At 42.5% G+C, this 20,198-nt stretch carries 16 protein-coding genes; 1 reads left to right on the top strand and 15 read right to left on the bottom strand.

Going from position 1 to position 20,198, the window contains the following annotated elements:
* Positions 1-16: 16 nt before the first annotated feature.
* The 15 genes from NE619_RS10705 to rlmD all read right to left on the bottom strand — a co-directional run bounded on the left by NE619_RS10705 (position 17) and on the right by rlmD (position 19,680).
* Entirely contained in the window at positions 17-1,198 is a 1,182-nt protein-coding gene (locus NE619_RS10705) for a nucleotide sugar dehydrogenase (protein ID WP_256132409.1), read from the bottom strand.
* A 14-nt stretch (positions 1,199-1,212) separates the two neighbouring features.
* Positions 1,213-1,944, bottom strand: coding sequence for a WecB/TagA/CpsF family glycosyltransferase (locus NE619_RS10710; RefSeq protein WP_256132410.1), 732 nt, complete (start codon positions 1,942-1,944; stop codon positions 1,213-1,215).
* A 3-nt stretch (positions 1,945-1,947) separates the two neighbouring features.
* Positions 1,948-2,841: a hypothetical protein gene (locus tag NE619_RS10715; RefSeq protein WP_256132411.1), complete on the bottom strand. Its 894-nt coding sequence runs from the start codon at positions 2,839-2,841 to the stop codon at positions 1,948-1,950.
* Positions 2,842-2,847: 6 nt separating this feature from the next.
* Positions 2,848-3,783 (bottom strand): cadherin-like beta sandwich domain-containing protein, encoded by a 936-nt coding sequence (locus NE619_RS10720; protein WP_256132412.1) that lies wholly within the window; start codon positions 3,781-3,783, stop codon positions 2,848-2,850.
* A gap of 25 nt (positions 3,784-3,808) precedes the next feature.
* A complete protein-coding gene (locus NE619_RS10725) occupies positions 3,809-4,480 on the bottom strand; it encodes a hypothetical protein (protein WP_256132413.1) in 672 nt (223 codons plus the stop codon).
* Positions 4,481-5,140: 660 nt separating this feature from the next.
* Complete coding sequence (locus NE619_RS10730) at positions 5,141-5,647, bottom strand: GyrI-like domain-containing protein (RefSeq protein ID WP_256132414.1); 507 nt, start codon at positions 5,645-5,647, stop codon at positions 5,141-5,143.
* Positions 5,634-7,313, bottom strand: coding sequence for an amidohydrolase (locus NE619_RS10735; RefSeq protein WP_256132415.1), 1,680 nt, complete (start codon positions 7,311-7,313; stop codon positions 5,634-5,636). The genes NE619_RS10730 and NE619_RS10735 overlap by 14 nt, the downstream gene beginning before the upstream one ends.
* 29 nt (positions 7,314-7,342) lie before the next feature.
* A complete protein-coding gene (locus NE619_RS10740) occupies positions 7,343-8,701 on the bottom strand; it encodes an APC family permease (protein WP_256132416.1) in 1,359 nt (452 codons plus the stop codon).
* Between the two features lies 1 nt (position 8,702).
* Positions 8,703-10,406 carry an amidohydrolase gene (locus NE619_RS10745; RefSeq protein WP_256132417.1) on the bottom strand — a complete coding sequence of 568 codons (1,704 nt, stop codon included), beginning with the start codon at positions 10,404-10,406 and terminating at the stop codon, positions 8,703-8,705.
* A 205-nt stretch (positions 10,407-10,611) separates the two neighbouring features.
* Positions 10,612-11,568, bottom strand: a complete 957-nt coding sequence (locus NE619_RS10750) for a helix-turn-helix domain-containing protein (protein WP_256132418.1) — start codon at positions 11,566-11,568, stop codon at positions 10,612-10,614.
* 26 nt (positions 11,569-11,594) lie between these two features.
* A complete protein-coding gene (locus tag NE619_RS10755; protein ID WP_256132419.1) occupies positions 11,595-12,311 on the bottom strand; it encodes a DUF169 domain-containing protein in 717 nt (238 codons plus the stop codon).
* A gap of 99 nt (positions 12,312-12,410) precedes the next feature.
* On the bottom strand, positions 12,411-13,133 hold the full coding sequence (locus NE619_RS10760) for a hypothetical protein (RefSeq protein ID WP_256132420.1): 723 nt from the start codon (positions 13,131-13,133) through the stop codon (positions 12,411-12,413).
* Between the two features lie 184 nt (positions 13,134-13,317).
* Positions 13,318-14,334 (bottom strand): virulence RhuM family protein, encoded by a 1,017-nt coding sequence (locus NE619_RS10765; RefSeq protein ID WP_330640717.1) that lies wholly within the window; start codon positions 14,332-14,334, stop codon positions 13,318-13,320.
* 31 nt (positions 14,335-14,365) lie between these two features.
* Positions 14,366-18,109 (bottom strand): ATP-binding protein, encoded by a 3,744-nt coding sequence (locus tag NE619_RS10770; RefSeq protein ID WP_256132421.1) that lies wholly within the window; start codon positions 18,107-18,109, stop codon positions 14,366-14,368.
* 122 nt (positions 18,110-18,231) lie between these two features.
* Positions 18,232-19,680, bottom strand: coding sequence for a 23S rRNA (uracil(1939)-C(5))-methyltransferase RlmD (gene rlmD, locus NE619_RS10775; RefSeq protein WP_256132422.1), 1,449 nt, complete (start codon positions 19,678-19,680; stop codon positions 18,232-18,234).
* Positions 19,681-19,950: 270 nt separating this feature from the next.
* Between rlmD and NE619_RS10780 the strand changes: the two genes are divergently transcribed.
* Positions 19,951-20,196 carry a hypothetical protein gene (locus tag NE619_RS10780; RefSeq protein ID WP_256132423.1) on the top strand — a complete coding sequence of 82 codons (246 nt, stop codon included), beginning with the start codon at positions 19,951-19,953 and terminating at the stop codon, positions 20,194-20,196.
* The last annotated feature ends 2 nt before the right edge of the window (positions 20,197-20,198 follow it).

Raw genomic sequence — 20,198 nt, forward strand, 5'->3', positions numbered from 1 at the left:
TTTCCGCCTCCTGAACTTACACACAGAGGCAGTCCGCTGCTTCCAGCTCCTGCCTGCGATCCATAAATTCCTTGTGCTTCTGTGCCAGTACCAAAAAATCCGGACCAGAGAGTACCTGCTCCAGGGAAACCATCGGAATTCCTTCTACTATGTCTTCTTTTATATTCGGATCGCAGCCTCGTACCAAATATCCTCTATCCTGCAGGGCCTTTGCCAGCACCACCGACGGGCTCTCCCGAAAATCGTCAATATCCGGCTTATAGCTCATTCCCAAAATGGTTACCGGCCGTTCTTTCGTTTCTCCCAGTTTGCAAGCGATTTTTTCCGCCAGAAAATGGGGCTTAAAAGTATTGACCGTTCTTGCCGCATGAATCAGCTGCGCTTCCTTGGGAAACCGTTCCACAATGAAGTAGGGATCCACCGCCAGACAGTGGCCTCCTACGCCGACTCCCGGCGATAAAATATTCACCCTCGGATGCCGGTTCGCAAGCTGTATCAGTTCTTTCGTATCAATCCGGAGCTTACTGCAAATCATAGACAGTTCATTGGCAAAGGCGATGTTGACATCCCGATACGAATTTTCAACCAGTTTACACAGTTCCGCCATTACATCATCGGTCAGAAAGATGTTCCCCTTCCTTAAGAATGTTTCATACAGGGCTTTGGACTTGAGAGCGGATTCCTCCCGTTCTGCCCCGATAATCCGATCATTGTTCTGCATTTCATACATGATATTTCCCGGCATCACCCGCTCCGGGCAGTGAGCTGTATAAAACCGATCTCTTGCAAGGCCGCTTTCCTGTTCTAAAATATCGGTCATAGTTCTCGTAGTCGTTGGAGGCACTGTGGATTCCAGAATAACCAAATCGCCTTCTTTTAAAATCGCTGCCACAGAGCGGGCCGCTTGTTCCACATAGGACAGATCGGCGATTTTTTCATCGTTTTTAAAAGGTGTTGGAACGGAAATAATGTAAACATCGCTTTCCTGCAGAGTATCAAAGGCCTGGAACATCCCATTTTTCAGCACTTGCTCAAATAAAGGCTGCAGCCCTGCCTCCACAATATGTATCTGCCCTCTATTCAGTTTTTTTACAACATCCTCCGATACATCAAACCCTTTTACCTTCGAGCCGTTCATCGCCAGCGCAATTGCCGTCGGCAGCCCAATATACCCCAGTCCGATTACACTTACATTCATTTCTGTTTCCTCTCCTATAACTTATGATTCATATATAAAAATTTCAGGATCAACATAATATGCGAAAACCGTTTTTTTTGAAATACGATTCGATACAGCCATTCCATATTGGCCTTCTGGATCCAGACCGGAGCCCGCTTGACATTCCCGGAAATCACATCCACCGAACCCCCTACGCCCAGAAAGAATTTCACATTCGGCAGAGCGTCCCGGTTGGCATGTATATATAATTCCTGCAGGGGGCTCCCGCAGGCCACAAACAGAATATCCGCTTTGCTTTCATTGATCAGGCGGTTGACGGATTCCGTATCCGTTTCATATCCGTTTACATATCCAGCAATACGGATGCCTGGGTATAGCTTTTTTAAATTTTCTACTGCCTGTACCAGATTTTCCTGGGATGCGCCATAAATAAAAATCGAAGCGCCAAGTTCCAGGGACAGCATGCAGATCTGATGCATAAAGTCGATTCCGGTTATTCGCTCCTGAATCCGAAGCTGTTTCTTTTTAGCTTCATGCAGAATTCCCACACCGTCCGGAATCAGAATATCCGCGCTTTGCAGCACCTCCCGAACCTCCTGTTTTTCACATGCTAGCATGACCTTCAGCGGATTGATGGCGTATACGATGTTAGAAAGCTGATGCTGAAAATCATATCTGATTTTTTCTACCAGTTTCCTGCGGCTTCCCGAATAAATCTTGTAACCCAACATATGAATGGTTTCCAGTTCATCCATAATCATCATTTCTTATCTCCGTTTATATTCATCCGCTACAGATATCATCCGATTAAAGTTTTCTTGAAATACTGGTTGCCAGCTGTAATTGGAGAACCGGTTTTCTAAAATCTCAAGGATCAGCTTTTGAAATTGCTTCTTGGTGGACAGATGCATATTCACCGGAAACTTTCGATAAATCTGCTCGACCAAACCCTCCCGGTATTCATCTTTGACGCCCTGCAGCCGTCTGCGAATTTCCGGGCTGAGATACAAACCTTCATAGCTGTCCTGCAGCTCCTCCCGGGTCATCCGATTCCGAATATATTTTAGGAAATACCCGTAATAGTCCAGTCCGCTGACCTCAAAATACAGGGCACTCAGATAGCTGTACAGCGCTTGCGGTTTGCAGGAAAGCCGCTCATACAATTCCCCGATCTCATAGAAAAGATTCTGGACTCCCAGGTAATCGTTTCGCTTTCTATGCTGGTTCAGCCTGCTCATCAGCAGGGAAATCATCACGGTATCAAAATCGGACTTCCCAGTACGATGTTTCCACTTCTGGTAATCAGAAATTCGTACATAGGGGCTGGCAAAGTCGAAAAACAGCAGGAAATCCTTCCGCTTTTCCACAAAGACTTTTCCTTTTTCCGTAATTGAGATAACCGCTTCGGACAAAAACGTTCTGCCCTTTGCTGTAGAAGTAATCGCTACGAATTTTTCTTTTTTCAGATAACCGGATTTCAGCAGCCGGCTCACCCAGCTCCGACTGCCGGAGATTCGAAGATCACTGTCAAACTCCATCCTGCGGCAAACTTCCGCCTCTGTATGCGGTTCTTCAAAGCAGCTTAGAAACAGCGTATCCAGATAGTCCTCTTCCCATTTCTCTTTTTGCTTCTTTTTCTTATGTTTTTTATCTGAACGCACCGGTTATTAGTCTCCTTCCTCCTGTCTGCTGTCTTCTGCCTCTTCCAGGGAAAGATGCGGACTGAAATAACGGATCTGTTCCTTCCGAAGCTTCCTTCCATTTCTCAGGGCAATGATAAGAATCGCGCACAGCAGCAGGGTGATTATTGCTCCTCCAATCACAATATATTTGGCCGCATAGGATTGCTGATCTTTCGATAACGATTGGATTTTCCCCTGTCCGGAGTCATACAGGTAATACCCTGCCTGCTCGTCACCGCCTCCATACAGCAGTTCCTTTTCAGATGGTACGGTAATATATGATTCTCCGTCGATTGTTTTTATTTCTATGTGATTCAGCGCATCTTCCCCTGGGTCGTAAGCATACCAGCGTGTATCCCTTTCATCCAGGTCATTTGCATATTGGAGCAAAATCAGATGTTCCTTCGAATTTTCCGCTGTTGTAATGGATTGTCCCTTTATCTTATGTTCAGAATATGTGAAGCCGTGTGGCAGAGCTGCCAGATCTGGTTTTTCCTGCGGTACATACAGTTTTCCTTTTGAAAGAATTTCAAGCTTTTTTACAAAATGCACTTGAATGGTGTAAATTGTTTTTTTCCCATTTGCCGCTGTTACGGTAACGGTTTTTTTCACATCTTTTCCATTCAGCTTTGCAGGACCTTCTGCCGCGATCTTTAAGGAATTATCACTGACTCTTGCTGTTGTACGGCAGCTATCTGTCTTAGAATCCTTCTCAAGGTATACGTGGTACTCATAATGATTTGGAGAAAATTCCGGTGCCAGCTCTCCACAATCAATGGATAAACTGGAAAGCCGCACGGCGCTGTCCTTTTCCGGAACGCCATAAACTGCCTCCCCTCCCCAAAAAAAGCTGATGAGCATTAAGAGAAGCAGTCCGATCAGAATTGGATATCTAACTTTATTCCATATTTGTTGTTTCATTTTACCGCCTGTATGATTCAGAGCACTAAAGTTGTTGAAAGCTCTCCAGTGCCTCATTAATTTCACTATCTTCCACGAGTCTGCCGTTTTTCAGGACAATTCCTCGTTTACAAAAAAAATCTGCCGCATCCGCAGAATTGGTAACCAGTAAAAGTGTTCCCCCGGTCTGAATCCAAGCTTCCAGTTTCTTCTGACACTTTTGCAGAAATACCGTTTCCTTCAAGGCGAAATTCGGATCCATCAGAAGAATGCCATCTCTCATGCAGTACGTAATTGCAAAGGCCAGACGCATTTTCATCTCTTCCGAATACGATTTTACCGGTTCATCTATCAGATCTCCTAACTCCGCAAAAGTCAGGATTTCCTCCTCCATCTCTTCAATTTCTATTTTTTCCAGGCCCTGTTCAGCCCCTTTTCGGTAAATATTTTTTCTGCCGCTGGTGTTGACATGAAAGAAACCCGGCCCATTTTCCAGGGCTTTAATACGCCCATTGATTCGAAGGGTTCCAAAGGTTGGTTCCTCTGATCTGGACAGAAGATTCTTTAGGCAGGAATACAGTTCCTGCGTCCTGTCTTTCTGCAGGAATGCCACTGCTTCTCCCTGCTGAATCGTAATGGAAACATTATGCAGGCTTTCACGTCGCCCTTCCTGTTTCGTACAGATATGTCTTAATTTGATTGCAAATTTTCCATCCATAATCCTCTGATTCATATGCACTGCGCATATTGCTCCTCCATACGCTTTCTGTACCGCAAAGTACGAAAAGTTTCAGTTTTTTACCGATCACGCTGTTATTTTACATCTTTGGCTAGAAAAGCAGACAAAATTCGCCAGCTATGCTATACTTTTTCGAGAAGGTTTTTTGGCGCTTTTTTAGGGATTTTGTCTTTTGCACCGCAACAAGAAGCCTGGTTAAAAAGGTCTACTTTTTTAACCAGGCTTGTTAACTTGTGATAATGTCACTATAGGATTTACTTGAGAAACTGTCCCAATTTGGTAGACTGGAACTTATAAAAGGAGGGGCCTCCGGTGGCTCAATTGGAGTATATCGCAGGGCCTCCGAAAAAAGCGAAAAAATGATAGTTTGGACTGAATTGTCCTTGGAAAATAAGAAAGAATATCGCAATATACAATTATTTAACATTCAAGCGATACTTTCAGAAAAAAACACGGCGAAATCCTGGGGAAAGTATCAAAACAGCACGGCTGAATACGCTCTATTGATATTCAGCCGTTTCTAGTTTTCAAAATCGCTGTGAAACTATCAAAATTGTGCCGCTTTCTTGTAACTATTGATATTCAGGCGTTAAAACCCCGGCTGGCGGGCAAAAAGGATTTTTCTCATATCCATTAATTTTATCGTTTTTCCACGGGAATTTGAACTTCCATCAGATAATCTTCCTCTGAATCCCGGTTCCAGCATCCGTCTATGGCACTGTCGCGGGCAAAACCCGTCTGCTTGTATCCGTTTTCTTTGATCCACTTCTGAGCAAAGGCGTGTGCTTCTCCCAGCTTACTGTACGCCCCCCTGTGAAGCACTGTCACTGCCGTTGCCCCTTCAAGCGTCGTAAACTTATAGTCCGCACAGTCTCTGCCCGCAGCCGTAACCGCATCGCAAAATCGGCAGTGCAAATCTTTATCCCTGAATTCACCGTCCATATATAGCATAACGTTGTAATCGGGTTCCGTTAAGGCGATATCAGGATTTTCATTCATTACTTTATCAGAAAGGTCCTGCAGAAAATTGTCTTCAAGACTGATATTCAGAAAATCCGCCAGCGATTTCACATAATAATCTTTGTAATACACTGTATATTCGGGTATTTCTTTTATCACCGCCCGATAATCGTTATAATTTGCCATGAATTACCTCCCCTTCAAAAATGACTGTCTCAAAACTAATCTTCCCGATTTCACCTGGCCGGACTTCAAATGGATTATTGGACAGCACGCACAGATTTGCCAGCTTCCCCTCTTCGAGAGTACCCATGATCGTTTCCCAATGGGACTGCCTCGCACTGGATAAGGTGTACCCTTTGAGCAGCACGTCCAGTGATAGTTTGGCGCTCTCCGGGGGCCTCATACTGTTGGGATATTTCGCCGGGTTCAAGGGTACCTGCGGATCTATCCTTGTGTTCGCCACTTGGATACCAAACATCGGATCTGCTCTGTTCAGTTCGTAGAATGTAACCACATCGCTTGAAAAGGCTACCAGAGCACCGCTGTCAAGGAAGGGGGTAAACTGATACATTCGTCTCCACTTTTCCTCCGTATAGTAATTCATAGCCTCTTCACCAAAATATCCGCCTGACCAGTGGCAGCTCCAGTTGATGGTTATTCCAAGCTCCGCAGGTCTGGGCATGTCTTCCGGATCAACGATCTCGCAATGAGCGAATACCGGCTGGCACACCCACGGAGTCCCATTTGCCGCTGCGATTTTCTGCGCTGCGGCTACAGCATCGCATCCTACCCGAAAGGCCCTGTCCCCCACCATATGAATATGCAAATCCAGCTTTTCTTCATTGCAAAGGACAAAACACTTGGTCAGCTCTTCGGTCTCCATCATGATTTCTCCGTAATTGTCCGGATCGTTCACATGCGGGTGGAGAGAAGCGCTGTTCCCGCTCTCATTCGTTCCATCTAAAAACAGCTTCATCGTATTAATTTTAATGTGTTTGGTGGAGTACAGCTTTTGATAACGCCTCAGCTTGCTTATTTTCTCCGGCAGATCTTCATAGCTCCAGAATCTCACCATCCCATCATAATAAACGTTCAGCTCACCGGCCCGATCCATTTCGTAGATAGACTGAATCTGTTCATCTGCCTCAATGAATCCGTCGCACATTGCGGTTATCCCGTGAGAGCCCAGGAAATCAAAAAAAGGGGTTAAGCTTTTTGCCGTAAGGGTTTCCGGAGGACGCCAATCTATGGAGCGAAACATATTTTCCGCAAAATGCGCCCAGGCCATTTCTTTGACCCAGCCCGTAGGATTGCCCTCCCGGTCTCTCACAAAGACTTCCAGCGCGCTGGGGTCAGGGGTATTGGCATCAACCTGTAGAAGTTCCAACATCTTGGAATTGAGCCAGCATAAATGCTCCCCAAAGTCCTGACAAAGGCAGGGCCTGTCGGATACTGCCGTGTCCAGCAGCTCTTTGGTCGGTCCTTTTTCGTCAAACATGGACGTGGGATAATACTCGAAATACAGAAACGGGATTTCTTCCTTGGGATGCGCCTTTGCGTAAGTTTTTATAAAGCCCAGAACTTCATCTACGTTTTCCGTCCATGGAAGTTTTATGTGCCATGAACTCCTTGCTACCGCCCCGGGATGGATGTGGCTGTCTATAAACCCCGGAAGCACGGTTTTGCCTCTCAGATCGAAAACGCTGCAGTTATTTGCATTAATGGAGTTATTGTCTTTACCGATTCCATTGCCCACATAAACAATTTTTCCGTCATCGTAAGCGAGCGTATCCGCCCACAAATTTTCCTTCCTGGCCGTATATATTTTTGCATTGTTCAATATTATCATAGTTTCCTCTTTTTAATCGGCAGTAACGTTTACAGATCCATTTCCGGCGGCAATTCCTTGAATCCTTTGGTCTTGATTGCCAGGAATATAACGCCTACTGCCAGCCATGAAAAGCCAACGATCTTTCCAGCCACCGGCAAACTGATCCATAAGTATGCACAAAATGCTGCTGCGATCGCAGGAAGAATCACATATTTCCAAACCGCTGCGCCGCCCCTTTGCCTGTCGCGAACCCAGAATCTTGCGATTACCGAAATGTTTGTAAGAATAAATCCTGTAAGAGCTCCGAAGCTTACCAGGGACATGGCATTGGTCAAACTATCCTGGAAAATCAAAGCAGTCAGGCCGATTGCCGCCGATAGCAGAATGTTTCTAGAAGGTGTCTTGAACTTAGGATGTACATAACCAAAGAACTTCTTAGGAATAAATCCGTCGCGGCCCATTCCCAAGAGGATTCTTGCTGTAGCTCCCTGTCCTGCTATGCAGCATCCGATCGAAGCCAGAATGTTGAAGATTACGAAAACCTTGTTCATCCAGGCCATGCCGATCACAACATAGTATTCGTAAGTAGCCGTATCGGGATCCGACATGGTTGTAATCGCATCGGGCCATGCGCAGTTCATCAGATAGGCTACGAGGAAGAATTCAATTGCCGCGCCGATGCATACAATTACCACAGCCCGGGGCATGTTCTTTTCCGGGTTAACCGTTTCCTCCGAATAAGTCGTTACTGAGTCAAATCCGACAAATACCATTGCCAGAATTCCTGCGCCCGTCATGGTCGTACTCAGATCAAAGGTTGAAGGGTCATAGATCGCTTTTCCTGAAAATAAGGTCCCGGCTCCGCCTCCCTCACAGATAAACCAGATGGTTCCCGCCAGCGTCGCCAGCACTGCGATGATGGGTACTACAACATTGATATTATTCAGGAATGCCGCAACGCCTACCCCTATGTAGTTACAAACCGCAACAAATACTACTGCTGCGATAATCAGCACCCAGGTGGGGATAGCAGGTATCATGGCATTTGTGTAAAGAGCGATTCCCAGATAGCAGGTCATGGGCAGCAGGAAATAATCCAGCATAATCGTCCAGCCCGCTAAAAAACCGATCCTGGGCCCCAGGGACTTACTGGTGTAGCTGTACACTGATCCTGCTACTGGGTATTTTCTGCACATCTTGGCGTAGCTCAATGAGGTCAGCGTCATGGCTATACCCGCAATGATAATTGCCAGCGGGAAGTGACCGCCCGAAAGCTGGTTGATGATTCCAAAATACATGAATACGCATGCGGGACAAAGGTAAGCAAGTCCCTGGCATACGAGCGTCGGCAGCTTTAAAACACGTCTCAGTTCCTGAGTTTCAGCCGCTGCTTTTCTTTCTTCCATTTCACTTTCCTCCTTTTTCATTCTCATAAACGACTTTCCCTTTAAAAATCGTTTTAGCGACCTTGATGGCGTATATTTCGTCAATCGACGTTTTTTCTATATTCGAATCGAGAATTGCAAATTCCGCGGACTTGCCCACCTCTATGCTTCCGGTTACATCCTCCAGATTCATCTGATAGGCTCCGTTTATGCTCAACGACTGTACCGCTTCTTCCAGAGCCGCCGGCTTTTCATCGCCGAGGACTTTTCCTTTGAACTGCCGGTAGTCAGGGGCGTCAGGGAATACGCTCCTGGTCATCGCGCATTGAATTTCATGCATGGTATCAGGCGGCGGAGTTACAGGAAAATCCGTGCCAAAAGCAACCGTTATATCATTGTCGAGAAACGTTCTGTAAGGATATGCCTGAAGGGAGCGCTTTTCACCGATGAGATCAAACATACTTTTAATATCCGAATCGTAAACCATCCACCTTGGCTGACAGTTGCCGATTATATTCTGCTGACCCATAAGCCTTACGTCTTCCGGCTTAATCAGCATCAAGTGCGCGACTACGTTTCTTCCGGTACGGCCGGCCGCATCCTGTCCGGCTGCTATACATTTAACGCTCTGCTTCACGGATAAATCGCCCATGGCGTGGATATGAAGGTCCATCCCTGCTTCCATTGTTTTTCTGACAGCCTCCGTCAGCTTATCGTCTTTCCAGAATAAGGGACCGTTATAGTCTTCCGGCAGATCGTTCACCTTCAAAAATTCTTCACAGTAGGGTTCACACATCGCGAAAGTGCCTTCGGCAAAAGTTTTTATGGTTTCTATCTTAAAGAGATCGTCTACGTCATCCTGGCCTTTGCGTTCAATATATGCGGCCAGATCCGCATCGGAGTTTCCCGGTTCAAGGAAGTACACGCCTCTTGCTCTTATGGTGAGCCTTCCCTCCTCTGCCAGCTGTTTGTAGGCTTCTCTGGCATTGTCGCTGTGCCAGCAGTCCTGGATCAGCGTCACTCCGTATTTATTGGCGTACTCCCTCTGATAATACAGCAGGGAATCTTTATACTGCTCCACCGTGTAGTCGTATCCCGGTACCCCTTCCTTAACCAGAGACATGGCTTCGGCTTCTTTGAAGATGCCGTTCGGATATCCGCTTTCTTCCCTCCAAAATGCTCCTGTTTTAACGTCAGGGGTGTTTTCATCAATGCCGGCTGCTTCCAGCGCTTTGGTGTTGACCCATAATGTATGCTGGGAGAAGGCTTCCAGTACCACTGGACGGTCATTGCAGATTTTGTCTATATCGTGTCTGTTGGGATACCGGCCTTTGTTAAAATTGGCTTCCACCCATCCGGTACCCCGGATCATTTCATTGTCAGGATGTTCATCAACAAACTTCTTCAATCGGTCAAGATACTTGCGGATAATATCCTCATCTGTTTCATCTTCCTGAATGTAGATCCCAAACAAATCGCAGCCTGCGTAGGCGCTGGCAGAATAGGACGCATGGCAATGGGCGTCGCAAAGTCCTGGCAAAACGGTATTTCCGCCGCAATCAATGATTTGGGTCTCATCCCCGATATATTCCTTCGTCTCTGCCTCGCTGCCAATTGCGGCTATTACGCCCTCCGCAACAGCAACTGTTTCAGCTTTTGTTCTCTTGCCGTCCGTCCCTATCGAATAAACACTGGCGTTTTTAAGCAATAAATCCGCTTTTTTCATGGCTCCTCCTATATTTCAAAATGATTTTGATTCACATCAGCGATTATTTATAGCATAAATCATTTTCAGAAAATTCCAACTCCATTTTTTGTGTATTTTCGCTTTTATTTAACATGAATTTTATCCTATTCAGTTAAAAATCACGTTATAAAAAGAGGGAAATAGTCAATATATCTGCTATTTCCCTCTTTTCCTTTGTATTATATTATTTTTTTAAAAACAATTTTCTGTTATGAATTTTTACTGCGATGTCTCTTATTTCTTCACTGATGTTTTCCAGCTCCAGGTATTCGATATCATCCTTTATTTCAAATTTATATTTCTCTCTGAATTGCCGCGGCGTACATTTATACCACATTCGGAATGCCGAATAATATAATTTCGCATCTGAAAATCCGCACTTGTCCGCTATCGCCGCTATACTGTCATTTGTAGTAAGCAGCAGCTTTTCCGAATAGTTTGCCCGGTTATAGGAAATGATCTTTTTAAAGCTGATCCCGCTTTTCCTGATAAACTCGGAAATATAGGATTCCGTCAAATGAAAATGTTCCGCCATGTCCGACAGCGTCAGCGGTTCATCGACATGATCCCACATGTATGTAATCATTGCCCGATACCTGGCTAAATATGAATTGCTGAACTTTTTTCCCGGCACCCAGAAATACACGATATCGAAATTTTCTACCATCATCTTAACGATCTTATCTGCGGCATTATTGATGATTTCAACAGATGCGCTGCGGAAGTCCTCAAATCCGCCGAGATAGTCCAGCAGGCCGATCAGCAGGCTCTGCACTTCTAAATGAGCCGCCGTAGGGTACGCTGTAGTCGTTTCCTCCAATGCCTCGCATACGAACATATAGTTCTTTGTCATTGGATATTTATCGTGGAATGGCGGCATATTGATAAAAAAGGACACACAAACGCTGTCCTTTCCATCTACAAGGTAATATGCGTCCCTGTCAACGGATATAAATTCACCTTCGTGCAAAGTGAACTCTTCGTATGAATAGGAAAAGCGTATGTTTCCTTTAACGCACATTATGAATTCTATTACATTTTCATGCAGCTGGGTAGAAAGGGACCTTGCGGAATAGATACTTATTCCAAAGGGCGTGCCTTCTATCCAGTCGATTTTTTTCGTCTGCAAATTCGTGTTCATTGATCTGCGCTTTGAATTCCTTCCCGTTATATTCTTTTTGCAATCAGCTGCCAGGTTTTCTTCGACAGGAAGCTGTCATCGGCTTTCCTCTCCATCTCCAGATATCTCCGGTATGGAATGCTGAATGATAAAATATCTTTGTCAATGCATTTACGCGCCGACGGATCGGTCAGCCCTATCATGCAAATGTTATTATCCAGTTCTGAATCCGCCATCGTGTACAGCAGTGACTGCGCGCATCCGGCTCCAAATTTTATCCGCACGCTGTCTTGCTCCGCCTGATCATAGTTGGCAAGGGTCACCAAACCGGAAAGCTGGTCCGCATTGACAAGGAAAACCACGGACTGCACATCGTCGTTTTTGGTGATGCGGCTTACCGGCTTTAGCACAAGATACTCCTTGGGGCTGATTTCAGGCAGCTGCTCAATATAGGACAACGCCAAGTCCGGCGATTCTTTATAAAACTCGCCCTCCTTTGAGCCTTTTCCTCCTACGGACAGGAAATATTCTATTGTTCCGGGTTCAAACGGTTTAAATCCTACGCCTGCTTTTCCGCCCGGACAGCCTGTCGTCTTTTCGCTCAGGGCCGCCGTTTTGCCTTTGGCCGCTTCGTTCAGCAAAGCAATTACGCAGCCCCACGTGCCTTCTTTAAATTGAAGCGCGCCTTGCGGGCAGGCATCTGTCTTGATTACTGCGACTGGTTCGGTCGATAGTTTTATGTATTGGGCGATTTTGCTTTTCATTTTGGGGCCTCCTTTGGTTCTTTTCCCGGCTAAATATAATTCAAGCCTTTGATTTCAATTTAATAGTTTTCCAACCCATCCTATAGTTCGCCTAATTATTTACATTGCTTGTCTGTCTCGATCAAACTGTTTTGAATAATAGACTGTGAATCGATTCTTGCTATTACTATATTTGTTTTGGATATTTGCAACAGCTCTTTTATTGAGGTCATCATAAGTAAAATAATAGATATCCTTATGCTGTTGATGCTCTATCAGGCGCTTTTCCGTAATACCAATTAATAAAGGCTTATCAAATATCTTTTTGTAAGTAAGCAGTTGGCTAGTGGGATCCTTTCTTCCCATTTTAACCTCAAATATAACAGCTTTTTTAGATCGTTTATCTTTTGCCAAAATATCTAAGCGATAATTATCTATTTGGGCCTCACGCTTTATAAATTCAAATTCCGGAAAAATATCTTCAAACCCTTGCTCAATCATAATGACATAATCTGACTCTTTGCGAGGATGATCATCCTGGGCAATGTAAGCTGCCTCCGCAAATACATCCATCAGCATGCCTATAGTAGAGCCTCCAAATTTACCGCGCAACTCATTTAGTGCTGAAAAAAACAACTTGTTTACAAAAGGGCTATCCCATCTCTGATGGTTCTTTCCATATACATATAAATCCTCTATGGTTTTAGCAGCTTTCATATTGCGTATTACATTATTGATTTGAAAATCAATTCCAAATTCTTCCCATATATCCATGTCTTTATTTTCTGCTTTTGACGTTATATAACCTGTAATTGTATTATTCAATACTGACCAATCATACATACCTAATTACTCCATATTCTATATATCTGAGTAAATGATTCTGCCCTTCTCTTCATATTTATTTTATCATAAATTCCATCAAAGGATGGCAAGTTCCAATTCAAGGGCAATCTATTATTCTCATCTGTTTTTAATCTTCTGTAATCCTCCATTATTTACATAAGTATACTTTTGGAGTTAATTCTTACCCCTTTTTCTTTATTGTGCTATGGATGTTTTTAATGCTTTCCAAATATTCTTCTTCAACCGGGGACAAGTTCTGTACCTGATATTTCCTATATTCTTCTGTTGCTTTCTCAATTGCTTTAGCATGACTAATCGTTCCAGCTCCCTGTAGCACCTTTTCGCCTGTGGTTTTTAAAACATTATCCAGATGCTCCACATAATCTGCCATATACATAGGATTATGACGCATAGCCTGAATTTCCGCAAAATCAAAGTAACCTGATACGATATTATTTAGAATTTTTAATTCTTCATCATCAAGATAATTCTTTGCAATACTTATATCTTTTAATACAGGAAAATCACCAGAAAAACTTTTTAATCCCATAAATGGCTGACCTGCATCCGCACGCTCGTATATAACTTCCGCTGCCGTATGTCCATGTGCTGCATAGTGTAATTTGTTTTGTACCATTTTAAAAAATGCAATAGATTCACTGCTCTTGGGATCATAATCAACACTTGTTGCATACAAATCAAGCACTTGACGATACATAACCTTTTCAGATGAACGAATATCTCGTATGCGGTCTAATAACTCTTTCCAATAGTTTCCACCTCCCAGTTCTTTTAACCTTTCATCGTCCATCGTAAAGCCTTTTATCATATACTCTTTTAGGCGTTCGGTAGCCCATCGACGAAAATTTGTGGCGATTTTAGATTTTATTCTATATCCAAGAGATATAATCATATCCAGATTATAGTGTATTGTATTATAGCTTTTTCCGTCAGCTGCAGTTGTTCGGAATTTCCGAACAACTGATTTTTCATCTAACTCTTCCTCTTCAAAAATATGCTTAATATGCTCACTGATATTAGATTTACTAGTTTGGTAAAGTTCACATAATTGTGCCTGCGTAAGCCAAACCGTCTCATCTTCTAATTTAACATCAATTTTGGTATGTCCATCTTCCATTTGATATATGATAATTTCGCTATCTGTAATATTTAAATTATCTTTGCCTTTCTTTGCCACTCGATTTCCTTTCTGCTTTTGTATTTATAAATTACCCTCTTAAAATTTCATCTATTTGTTCCGATTCAATTTGCTTTTTTAAATTTCCAATTTGTGTTTCGATATAATTTTTATGCTTTATCCACTTTAGCCCTGTAAAGCTCGGAAGCAGTGACTCGAGGAACTCAATCCTCTCTGAATACATAGGCACTGCACTACCTGACCAACTACAAGAAGTAGGTGTTAATGGTATCCTTTCAAAATCCTCAAACAACGGATTATTTTCAAGGAACAGCAAAATATATTCCTTTTTTCTTTCAGATTCTAATTTTGATACAACTGAAAATAAACAATACATTTTTGTTTCATCATCGTAGAATCGTTGAATACATTGCCGAATCCACATATCTTGTCTTTCTAACAGCTTTTGATCATTTTGTTTTGGCAATAATAAAGATTCCAAAAAATACGGTACTGACAACGTAGAATACTGGCAATTTCTTATCAACTGCTCGAAAATCCTATTATATATTTCTATGAAATCAACCAAATCAAAAAAACAACGATGTCTTTGTTGATGGTCACTAAAAGAGCTATTATTTTTATTTATTAAATAATCTATATACTTGTCTAATATAGCAGGCCTAACCAAATATATCTCCTTCAAAAATTGTCCGTTATAATCATGGTGGTTGTCATTTGACAGCATGGCACAATATATTTCTTCAAGCAATTCCAGATTACAATTAAATTTTTGAATCACTTCCTTTGGTGTATTATGATGGTAATTAAATAGTAAACCAAAATAAATATCCACTATAAAAGGAGAATACTCATTTTTAGCTAAAATAATTTTACATCCTTTTATCAAGACTCGCTCATCTATTACATTATACTTCTCCAGAAAATCCACATCACGTATTGATGATGAAGTAATCTCTCTGTCAGAAGTATCTTTCAAAAAATTATAGAGCCCAGTTAAATGATTTTCGGTAATTAACTCTGGCGGTAATTCATGATAATAGGCATACAGCCAAGCATTTTTCTGGCTATATTCTTCACTAATAATAATTTCATACACTTCTGAATCGGACAATAAGGAAAATAGGAGATCCACTAAATGATCTGGATGCAAATTGTTTGGCGTATCGTTTTTTAGGTAATACTTAATTGCGTCAACATAGCAATCTTTTTTATCAGAAATAGCATCAAAGGCAATTCCTAATCCTTCTCCAACCTCCCACAGTGTATGACCATCAAACTCAGAGACATCATCACAAACATCGATTAATCGCTTGAACATTTCTAAATCGCAATTAGAAACATATTGATTAATTGATTGCCGTTTTAGTTCTCCACGTTCATTATAATCAACTCCTTTTTTGTAATCTGGTCCTTTAAGAAGAAGATATAGCTGCAAGTATTTTTCTTCTAAATATTCAGTAAATAATGATTCACAAGAGATGTGCCTCCGTTTAAAAACGTGTGCTATTTGGTTCACTAAAAGACAGTTTTCTAATTTATCTGGTGGAAAATTTGACTTCAAAATTGAACTGATATAATTTAAGTCAAATTGTAAAACTGGAATGCTTATATCCTCAATAGTGCTCCCATAGGAACGAAGGATTTGTCTAACGTTTGTTCTATACTTTTCAATGTTGCATAAAGAGGCTAAGGATTCCCAAATTAGCTTTCTGTATTTTTTAACACCCTCAGATATGGTTAATGGGATTTGATATATAGTAACTGTGTTCTTTCGTTCTCCCTCTACCGATGAAAAATGAAATTTCAAAAATTCTTTTGCTATTTCTAAAAAGAGAATAGTAATAAATTCTTGTCTCCAGTCGTCTGAATAATCTTTAATCTTCTCAAAGAAAGTTATTTGCGTATAAAAACCATAGCGTGTGGAATCTCTATTAATATCAAAATACAGATTAACCGCATGATAAAATTCCATAAATAAATCTGGTCTCTTCAAATAATATTGAAAAAACAAATCACAAGCTGTTGGCAAATCAATCATATCTGCAAACCCACCAAGAATTTTAATGATATCATTTTCTACATTCTGATAGTTTTTCCCTTTTTCAGTATCTATATCGCTCCACTCACAAATCACTCCTTCTTCAGATTCAATTTTATCCTGCAAAATCAAAAGTGTTTCAATGGGATTAATACGAAAAAAAGCTTTGACAAATTCAAAGAAGATTGGTGATTTTTCTATTGATAGTTCATCCCATAATAATTTTATTTCTTTCTCAACAAATTTTAAAAGAGTTTCATTTCTAAATATATTAAGTAATGTATTAACAGAAGATATGGTTCGCTCCCTATAACCTTGAAAACAAACTTTAATCATTTCCGATAAACTGAGTAGTTTTTTATCAAAGAAAACATATTTTAACAAATAATTAGATAAACATTGCTCAGAAAAACGAACAGCTTTATCATTACAAACATCGATAATTTCCTGCTCATGAAGAATACGGATATTCTCAATAAAATCATTCCGGTTTAGCTCTTTTTCCTGTAAAATCGGCAAAAGTGCATCAATATGCTCTAAATGGATTGCCTCCAGAAAAGCAACTATACCAGCAGTTATACACAAATTTTTGTTAACAAGCAATTGATTATCTTCTAAGGTAGAGCTATAATAGTCTTCATATAATTGCGACACATCATTAATTGAATCCAAACGATTTGAACTGCATGCTACTTTCCCTGCAAGTATAGCAATACGAGCATTTCCCTCTGCGATTCTTATAATTCTTTCATGATATTTTTGATTTAAAATACCTAATGAAGTTTCGAGCAATTTCTCAATCTCATCATCCGTAAGTGCATTTATATTTATGGTTTCATACGAAGTAATTTCTCGAACATCACTTATCACTTTTTGAAGTGCATAATCCCGCACTGTAATAAGTATTTTTACGTTATACCCCTCTGGTTTCATAGTGACATAACGAATAATATGCTGTAATCCTGACAATTGATTTGCATCATCAATCAAAAGGAAATAGTTTCCGGGGTTGTCTATAAAAAGTTTCAAGTCCTCATATATCGGTAATGCATTACTGTGAATACAATAGACCTTTCCGTTATTAGCATCTGGGTGATTTTTCACATAATGCAAAGCTAATCGAGTTTTTCCTGTACCTGCTGAACCGTTGAGTATAACAACATCCACTTTCAAAAAAGCATCGCCAATATCTTTCAATTCTTTTTCTCTGAATAAGAATTTAGTATCAATTGGGGCCGCCATTCTATTCGAATTATAATATTTAATAAAATCATCACACGATTGAATTTGATCAGTACTTATTGATATTCCCAAAAAGTCACGAGAAAGATTGTGGTGGAAAAGATATATGTCTTCTGCAAGTTTATCAATTCCAATAACCGTAAGCTTGATTCCAACATCTTCACATAAGGCTTTCACTTCTCTATCTTGAGAGGGTGTAAGGTTTGATGAAGTATGGCAATAAATGATTTCAGAGATTTTATCATGCGGAACGCCCGTCTTTGATGTATCAAGACATTTTTCAAGGTCAGCCTTAATTTTTGCAAATAGGCTTGCCTTTTGAGTCGTGTACTCTACAAAAACATACTTACCTTTTGATTCAATAAAATAAGTATCTGGTGTCCCTGGGGTGGTCTTTCGTGTACCTGCTTCCCCACCAAGAGATACTATATTAGGATAACCAATTTTATATAAATAAGAATCACAAAGATTTTGAAATGAGCCTGCATCTAGTTGGAGTATTTTTTGTTTAATACTTTCAATATTAGCCATAATTAACACCTCTACTTTTTGAACTCATTTTATTTCACTAAATCACCTCAAAATATTTCAACACACCCTCAATTGCTTTTTCCTTTTCTGGAGACACTTGTGGAGCTTTTATTTTTCCTCATCTAAATAGTATTTGTTGATTTCAATTTAGATAATAAACATACCGTCTCCACCGCCACCGTCCAAGGAAACATATCCACCGGCGTCGCCTCCACAAACTCATACCCCAGCTCCGTCAGCACCTTCACATCCCGCGCCAGCGTCGCCGGATCGCACGACACATAGACAATCCGCTGGACCCCAACAGCAGCCACCGCCTCCAAAAGTCTCCGGTCGCACCCGGCCCGCGGCGGGTCCAAAATCGCCACGTCCGCATTCTGCACGCAATCGGTAATCATCTCATCACTTCCCCCATCTTCCAGTAGCTGCGGCAACTCTTCCTCCGCTCTGCCGCAGACAAAACGGGCATTGACGATCCCATTAATCACTGCATTCCGATTGGCATCCAGCACCGCATTTTTCACCGACTCGATCCCCACCACATTGGCTGCTTCCCTTGCCAGGTACAGCCCGATGGAACCGACGCCGCAATACAAATCCAGCACATTTTCCTTTCCTGTCAGACCGGCGTACTTCCGGGCCTGATCGTAAAGCACCCTCATCTGCACCGGATTTACCTGATAAAAAGACATCGGGGAAATTTCAAAAGAGAGATCCCCTACCTGCTCCAGAATCGTCGGTTTTCCGGCAAAAGGAATACACTCCTCGCCCATAATCTGCGAGGTCTTTTTCTTATTGATATTGAGGATCACGCTTTCCAGCGAATAGCCAGCTTCATATATGGCCTCATCCAGCATTTCCACCAGCTTTTGTCCATTGGGAATCCCTTTGCCGTTGATAACCAAAACCACCATGACTTCACCGGTTCCGAAAGCGGTTTTCACGATCAGGTGACGCATCAGTCCCTTTTCCCAGCGCTCGTCCCAGGCCGTAATATTATCTTCAGCCATGAAGCGCCGCAAAGCATCAGCAGCCGCCATGGCCGCCGCTGACTGGAGCATGCAGTCGCCGCAATCCACCACTTCGTGGCTTTTCACCTTATAAAAACCGATCGCCGGCTCCCCCAGGTTTTCCACAACTCCACCTTTACGGGTGATGATGCCCCCGGTGCTGACAGGAAACTGCGCCTTATTCCGATAGCGAAATGGCTCGTCCATACCGACGATTGGCCGCACAAGAGGATCTTCCAGCCCACCCAGCCGTGAAAGCTTGTCCCTCACCTGTTTTTCCTTTATCGCCAGCTGACCTTCATAATCCAAAAGCGCCAGCCCGCACCCGCCGCAGCCCGCAGCCCCGCAGAGAGGCTCTATCCTATGGGGCGAAGGCTCATCCACCGAAACCAGCTTTGAAAAAGCATACCGCTTTTTCACCTTCGTCAATTCCACCGTCACCAGATCCCCGGCCACAGCGCCCGGAACAAAAACAGCCAGACCATCCGCCCTGCCGATGCCCTGGCCTTCACTTCCCATATCATCTATTCTAATCTGGCATCTCTGCCCTTTTTCGAACATAAATTTCATTCTCCTTCATTTTCAATTCGCCTGCTTTACAAAAGCAAGAGCCCTGCCTGCCAAAAGCGCAGAACCCGTTTATATCATTATCGCACAGGAAACCGAAACTTTCAATAAATGAGGCGGCCCGTTATACAGAAGTTTCGCTTTTTGATCAACATCCTTCCATTTTTTCCTCGGATGTTGAGGCTTTTCCAACGATTATCGCCTTCACATGCGAGGAACTAGCCTGTTTCACAAATATTACCCAGCCCATAATGCTCTGGCCCTATGAAAAACTTCAACATCCGGCGCAATATCCACCCTGTGTTGATAAAGTCATCCCATTCGACAAATTTCGACACGACCACCGACACCTCCATAGACACGACCGCCGCTGCCACCATAGACATGACCATCGACGCCACCATGGCCGTCGCTATCGGCACAACCATAGACACCATGGAAACGGCCATAACCGCCGCGCCCCACGCCGCCCACGCTCCCGGCGGAAAAGCTCCCCGAGTTATCCCTTAATT

Source organism: Anaerovorax odorimutans, from assembly GCF_024459955.1.
Lineage (GTDB): Bacteria > Bacillota > Clostridia > Peptostreptococcales > Anaerovoracaceae > Hominibacterium > Hominibacterium odorimutans_A.